Here is a 5,391-nt window from a genome sequence, read left to right on the forward strand (position 1 = left end):
ATGCAACATATCTAGTTAATGCGGTAAGGCCAAAAACAAGATTTGTTTCAGTAATTGGTTCTTATGGTTGGGGTGGAAATACAGTTGAAGTTCTAAAAGGATTAATTTCGAGTCTTAAGGTTCAATTAATCGAGCCAGTTTATATCAAAGGCTATCCACAAGATATTGACTTTAAATCACTAGATAAGCTAGCAGAGGAGATAAATAAAAAACATAAAGAGATAGGATTGGGAAGATAATGATTTAATAAATGATTAGAGGGATTTTATGCAAGAAAAAACTAAGAAAAATTTAATGGAAGCTTTTGCAGGAGAATCGCAAGCAAATAGGAAATATCTTGCTTTTGCAAGTACAGCTGATCAGGAAGGATATCCGGGTGTTGCAAAACTATTTAGAGCTGCTGCTGCCGCAGAAACTGTCCATGCGCATGCCCATCTTAGAGCGCTAGGTGAGATTAAAACAACAAAAGATAATCTAATGGAAGCAATTTCTGGGGAGACTCATGAATTTGTAAGTATGTACCCCAAGATGATTGAAGAGGCTAAAGCAGAAGGAGAAAAAATAGCTGAGAAATCTTTTGTTTTTGCAAATGAAGTAGAAAAGATACATGCTGGACTTTATAAAAATGCTCTGGACACTATAGATAAATTTCCAGTCAAAGATTACTATGTTTGCAGTGTCTGCGGTTACACTATTGCTGATGAAGCACCAGAAAAATGCCCAGTTTGCGGAGCAATGAAAAAAGCATTTAACAAAGTAGATTAATTATTTTTATAATTAATCAATAAACTATTAATCAGAAGCATTCAAAGCCATTTGCTCTTCAAGAGATTCAAGCTTTATTCTTATATCTTCTTTTTCAGTTCTTACGGCTATCAAGGAGTAGAGACCTTTTATTCCTTTAATGGGGCCAATTTTTTGCACCTCGAGATTTCTTAACTCTTCGTTGTCGGTCACTTTTGTTTTCACAAGGATGTCCCATTCGCCCGAAACCTCATGGACTTCAAGCAATTCATCAATCATTGCGAGCTCTTTCGAAATCCTTCCAATTTCCTTTATACTGTCAATTGAAACTCTTATCCAAGCAGTTGTAAGTTTACCGCATTTTTTTGCATCTAGTAAGGGAACAATTCCTTTAATAATACCAAGTTGTCTAAGTCTTCTTGTTCTATCATAAACTGTAGATTCAGCAGCCCCTATCTTCTTTGAAAGATCTTTATAAGAAATAGTTGCATCTTTTTGAAGTTCAGTCAAGATGTCTTTATCCAGATTATCTAATTTAATTGGTAGTTCTGATGCCATTTTATCACTGAATATCTTTTGTATTAATTAATAATTATAAATTTAAATATTTTTCGGATAAAAATTATTTAAAGTCGTTTTCTTTGAAAGAGAAATAACTGAATTTATCACAAAAATTATTTATGGAACCAACTTATTAACTCGCATAAAATGAATTTGAGTTCAGAAGGTTTTTGCCAAATGCTACTAGGTTTATGTTTCCAAAGAATAGAAACAAAGAATATCCCAAGAATTGCATAATGTGTTACAACTCTTATTTTAGGGGATTTAGTTTTGGAGTAAAACTTAGATAAATTATGCATTGTGTTCATTGTCACTCTAGTTCCAATGCTAATTGTTCCAGGTTCTTTCATTAGTTTCAGCTTTTGAGTTTATACTTATCTAAAGATTAAAAATAACATATAAAATTTATTATTCAAAAAGAAAATAAGTAGGGGCCGGGGCCGAGATTTGAACCCGAGTCATGGGATCCACAGTCCCATAGGATAACCAAGCTACCCCACCCCGGCCATCAGAAAACCTAGAGTTGGGATGTTTATAAATGTTATGGGAGTATCCGCTCAACGAGCCACTTGGGATCAAAAGGCTCTAGATCGTCATACCCTTGACCAGTTCCAATAAAAAGAATAGGTTTGCCTGTAATATAACTTATTGAAAGAGCGGCGCCGCCCCTAGAATCAGCATCAACTTTAGTTAATATTGAACCATCCAAACCAATTTCAGAAAACTTTTGCGCTTGCTCTGCCACAGCATTGCCTGCAAGAGCATCCCCAACAAATATTTTCATGTCGGGATTTGATACCCTAACTAATTTCTTCATTTCATCCATCAGATTTCTATTCATTTCTGAACGGCCAGCTGTGTCTATCAAAACAACATCAATGCCCCTCGCCTTTGCATGATTTATTGCATCAAATGCAACGGCCGCAGGATCGGCCCCATAATTATGCTTTATTACCTTTATACCAATATTTTCGGCGTGTAGACAAAGTTGCTCAATTGAACCTGCCCTGAAAGTATCAGATGCTGCTATCACAACTTTGTATCCCTTATCATTTAATAATTTAGCAAATTTAGCTATGGTCGTAGTCTTGCCAGTTCCATTGAATCCAACAAAAGCTATAGAGAATATTTCTCCTGCTTTTCTCTTTTTTTCTATTTCTTTAAAGACATTATATTTTTTGTATTCAAGGATTTCGGTCAATGTTTCTTCTACGGCTATTTTTACAAAATCTTTTTTGTTTGAAGTTAATCCAATCTTTTCTCCAGTGAGTTTTTTCTTTAATTCGTTGACTATTTTCTCTGAAACCTTCATAGAAACATCACTTTCTAGAAGTGAAAGTTCAAAATCTTCTAGAATTTTGTTAAGGTCTTTTTCAGTTATTTTTTTAGAACTAACACCCTCTACAAGACCTGAGAATTTAGATTTTAGAGAGTCAAACAAAGTATCAACTCATAAAAGAGATTTTATTATATCGATGTCTCTTATAATCCCTATTAGAGCCCCTTCTGCATTTATGACTGGTATTTGTTCGATATTATTTTTTCTCATTTCTTTCGCACATTTGCTGATAGGAGTCTTTCTTGTAATTGTTACAAGTTCAGTTGACATTACCTCTTTTATTGGTTTTAAAGGTAGTGTGAGTTTCTTTGAAACTATGTGTAATGCATTTTTAGGCTCCCAGGCCCAATCGTCGCCTTCGCCTGAAATATTAAGCTCAGTGGTCTTAAGTTCGTCTAAGAATTCACCAGATGACATTATATCTTGGGTATCAACTATACCAACTATCCCGCCATCTGTTCCCAGTACCATGAAGAAATTTGATTTACTATAAACCATGATCATGAGCGCGGATCTTAGAGGCGTGTCTTGCCAAATGCAAGGTACCTCTTCTTTAATATATTTTTGACATGGCTCGTTTAATTCAAGTTTTGATAAACCGTTCATTACAATATCCCTAACGGCCACGACCCCCATAAGTTTTCCATTGGAAATAACTGGAACCCTAGTTAAGTTATTATCTAAAAGGATCTTAGCAACTTTTTTTATAGTATCTCCTTCTTTGACTGACTTAAAGTTTCTAGTCATTACTAAAGCTATTTGGTCCTCATTAGGATTTTTTATTATGTCTTCCAAAGAAATTATACCTACAAGCTCTTTTTCTTTGTTAATAACTGGTAAATCTGGCTTCTTGTATTTTTGCATTTTTTCGAGTGCCTCATTTACTGTTGCGGGCATGGTGACTGAGATTACATCCTTAACCATTACTTCTTCTACTTTTATCATAATATCACGAAACAATTTAGTGGGCAGAACGTGCTTTAAGATAAAGTAGTATATATAAAGCTTTTTATATTTGCTCTAAGACATCCTGTTCATGGATCTTAGAACAGTTGCATCGATTTATAGTACTGTTGTTGGGACCTTAATGATTATAATGTGGACAGTTTTTTACTTTTCAGGAGCTATCAATAGAACCTTATAGAATTATTATGCATCTAATAGGTGAGATTGTAACTGCATTTTTATTAATAGGGGGCGGAGTAGGTCTTTATTATAAAAGAAAGTGGGGAACTACTGTATATTTTTTGGGAACAGGGATGCTTATCTATACTTTAATAGTAAGTCCGGGATACTATCTCCAAAATAATAATTTAGAATTTGTAGGTATGTTCACCTTGCTCTTTATAATCACGATCGTCCTGCTTATCTCAATTATAAAACAAGATGGATTGATGAATATATGAAAATTGGTGTATGTGGGATAGCCTGTGAAAAATGTCCAAAAATGATTACAAAACAATGCCCCAATGGAGATATTGGATGTGTTCCAAAAGAGAACAAATTCTGTAAGATAGCAACTTGTGCTTATGAAAAGAAAATAAATCTTTGTTTTGAATGCCCTGAGTTCCCTTGCGAGATAACAAAATCAGGACCAATAAGTATTGGGTACTGCCAGTATCTCGTAGGCAAATTCTAATCTTTACCTAAGAATTTATTAAGTAAATACTAAAATTATAATTAATGGGATGGAAAGAAAGAAAGGCTCTAAGAAAAAAAGTAGCATCTGCTAGAATAAAAGAACTTTTGCGACTGTCAGAGTTACAAAAAGATGATGGAATTTTATCGGCAAATTTCATTAAAACCGCAGTTGGAATATCTAGACGCCATAAAATAAGAATTCCCTTCAAAAATAAGAGAAGATTTTGTAAAAAATGTTATACTGTTTTTATTCCAGGGAAAACTGTAAGAGTTAGGACTGGCAAGGGAAAGGTGACCTTTACATGTCTAAATTGCGGCCATATAAAAAGGATACCCTATCTTAAAGAAAAGAAAATTCAAAAGGATATAAAGTTAGAGAATTAAATATTTGAATTAGACTTGTGTCAAAATCAAAGAGATAATTCTCCTTCGACAATATCATAAATAACTTTCTCAACACCTAAAAGATTTCCGTCAAGTACTTTAAGGGCATTATCAATCTTCTTTTCCTTGTCTGAATAAAGTGTAAAGATATCCATTCCTTTCGATACTTTTTGGCCTTTTTCAACATGGAAATAGATTCCTGCCCCTTTGTCATCCGGTGCTCCGCATGCTCTTGCTATCATATTAATCATTCTTGTATCCATGAAATCTATTCTTCCTTCAATTTCAGATTTCACTGTGTGATTATAGGTGCCAACAGGTATATCTTCTGGTTTAACTTTAGGATTTCCTCCTTGTTCACGTATAATCTCTCTGAATTTGGATAGCGCTTTACCACTATCAATCATTTTTTCAGCAATCTCTTTTCCTCTTCCTCGTTGCGCCTTGCTACCCATCTCAAAAAGTAATCCGGCTATTTCGCATGATTTTTCTCTTAGATCGTCAGGACCTTTTCCACCTAGTACATTTAAAACATCAATTGCTTCAAGTGCTGGGCCAATTCCTCGTCCGACTGGTTTTCCCCCGTATGTAAGCATACACTTTATTTCCATTTCTAGTATCTCACCTAAGGTAATAAAATCTCTTGCAAGTTTTTTTGCCACATTTGCATCCTTAATCTTAGCATTTTTACCAACGGGGATATCTATAACTACTTTTTCAGA

At 34.3% G+C, this 5,391-nt stretch carries 10 protein-coding genes and 1 tRNA gene; 5 read left to right on the plus strand and 6 right to left on the minus strand.

Annotation, left to right across the window (positions count from 1 at the left end; genetic code table 11):
- Both KO464_07995 and KO464_08000 read left to right on the plus strand, forming a co-directional pair.
- On the plus strand, positions 1-239 hold a 239-nt coding region (locus tag KO464_07995; GenBank protein ID MCC7573317.1), incomplete at its 5' end, for an FprA family A-type flavoprotein.
- 28 nt (positions 240-267) lie between these two features.
- Positions 268-765, plus strand: a complete 498-nt coding sequence (locus tag KO464_08000) for a rubrerythrin family protein (GenBank protein MCC7573318.1) — start codon at positions 268-270, stop codon at positions 763-765.
- Positions 766-792: 27 nt separating this feature from the next.
- Here the strand turns inward: KO464_08000 and KO464_08005 are convergent, their stop codons facing one another.
- The 5 genes from KO464_08005 to KO464_08025 all read right to left on the minus strand — a co-directional run bounded on the left by KO464_08005 (position 793) and on the right by KO464_08025 (position 3,589).
- On the minus strand, positions 793-1,302 hold the full coding sequence (locus KO464_08005) for an Lrp/AsnC family transcriptional regulator (protein MCC7573319.1): 510 nt from the start codon (positions 1,300-1,302) through the stop codon (positions 793-795).
- 116 nt (positions 1,303-1,418) lie between these two features.
- Entirely contained in the window at positions 1,419-1,655 is a 237-nt protein-coding gene (locus tag KO464_08010) for a hypothetical protein (protein ID MCC7573320.1), read from the minus strand.
- Positions 1,656-1,737: 82 nt separating this feature from the next.
- Positions 1,738-1,811 (minus strand) — tRNA-His (locus tag KO464_08015).
- A 35-nt stretch (positions 1,812-1,846) separates the two neighbouring features.
- Positions 1,847-2,746 (minus strand): signal recognition particle-docking protein FtsY, encoded by a 900-nt coding sequence (gene ftsY, locus KO464_08020; GenBank protein MCC7573321.1) that lies wholly within the window; start codon positions 2,744-2,746, stop codon positions 1,847-1,849.
- Between the two features lie 9 nt (positions 2,747-2,755).
- On the minus strand, positions 2,756-3,589 hold the full coding sequence (locus KO464_08025) for a CBS domain-containing protein (GenBank protein MCC7573322.1): 834 nt from the start codon (positions 3,587-3,589) through the stop codon (positions 2,756-2,758).
- Positions 3,590-3,795: 206 nt separating this feature from the next.
- Between KO464_08025 and KO464_08030 the strand changes: the two genes are divergently transcribed.
- Genes KO464_08030 through KO464_08040 form a run of 3 tightly spaced genes read left to right on the plus strand, consistent with a single transcriptional unit; the run spans position 3,796 to position 4,669 of the window.
- On the plus strand, positions 3,796-4,050 hold the full coding sequence (locus tag KO464_08030; GenBank protein MCC7573323.1) for a hypothetical protein: 255 nt from the start codon (positions 3,796-3,798) through the stop codon (positions 4,048-4,050).
- The gene (locus tag KO464_08035) at positions 4,047-4,283 is read left to right on the plus strand and encodes a DUF3795 domain-containing protein (protein MCC7573324.1); all 237 of its coding nucleotides are present in this window, start codon (positions 4,047-4,049) and stop codon (positions 4,281-4,283) included. The genes KO464_08030 and KO464_08035 overlap by 4 nt, the downstream gene beginning before the upstream one ends.
- Before the next feature lie 44 nt (positions 4,284-4,327).
- Complete coding sequence (locus tag KO464_08040) at positions 4,328-4,669, plus strand: hypothetical protein (protein MCC7573325.1); 342 nt, start codon at positions 4,328-4,330, stop codon at positions 4,667-4,669.
- A 26-nt stretch (positions 4,670-4,695) separates the two neighbouring features.
- On the opposite strand, the gene KO464_08045 is transcribed toward KO464_08040, so the two are convergent.
- A partial coding sequence (locus tag KO464_08045) for a thymidine phosphorylase (protein MCC7573326.1) occupies positions 4,696-5,391 on the minus strand: 696 nt, incomplete at its 5' end.

The sequence above is a fragment of the Methanofastidiosum sp. genome, from assembly GCA_020854815.1.
Lineage (GTDB): Archaea > Methanobacteriota_B > Thermococci > Methanofastidiosales > Methanofastidiosaceae > Methanofastidiosum.

Bases quoted from the DNA above. Each gene is read 5' to 3' on its own strand.
- KO464_08010 (MCC7573320.1), bottom strand. From the start codon at position 1,655: ATGAAAGAACCTGGAACAATTAGCATTGGAACTAGAGTGACAATGAAC.
- KO464_08040 (MCC7573325.1), top strand. From the start codon at position 4,328: ATGGGATGGAAAGAAAGAAAGGCTCTAAGAAAAAAAGTAGCATCTGCT.
- KO464_08035 (MCC7573324.1), top strand. From the start codon at position 4,047: ATGAAAATTGGTGTATGTGGGATAGCCTGTGAAAAATGTCCAAAAATG.
- KO464_08005 (MCC7573319.1), bottom strand. From the start codon at position 1,302: ATGGCATCAGAACTACCAATTAAATTAGATAATCTGGATAAAGACATC.
- KO464_08000 (MCC7573318.1), top strand. From the start codon at position 268: ATGCAAGAAAAAACTAAGAAAAATTTAATGGAAGCTTTTGCAGGAGAA.
- KO464_08025 (MCC7573322.1), bottom strand. From the start codon at position 3,589: ATGATAAAAGTAGAAGAAGTAATGGTTAAGGATGTAATCTCAGTCACC.
- KO464_08030 (MCC7573323.1), top strand. From the start codon at position 3,796: ATGCATCTAATAGGTGAGATTGTAACTGCATTTTTATTAATAGGGGGC.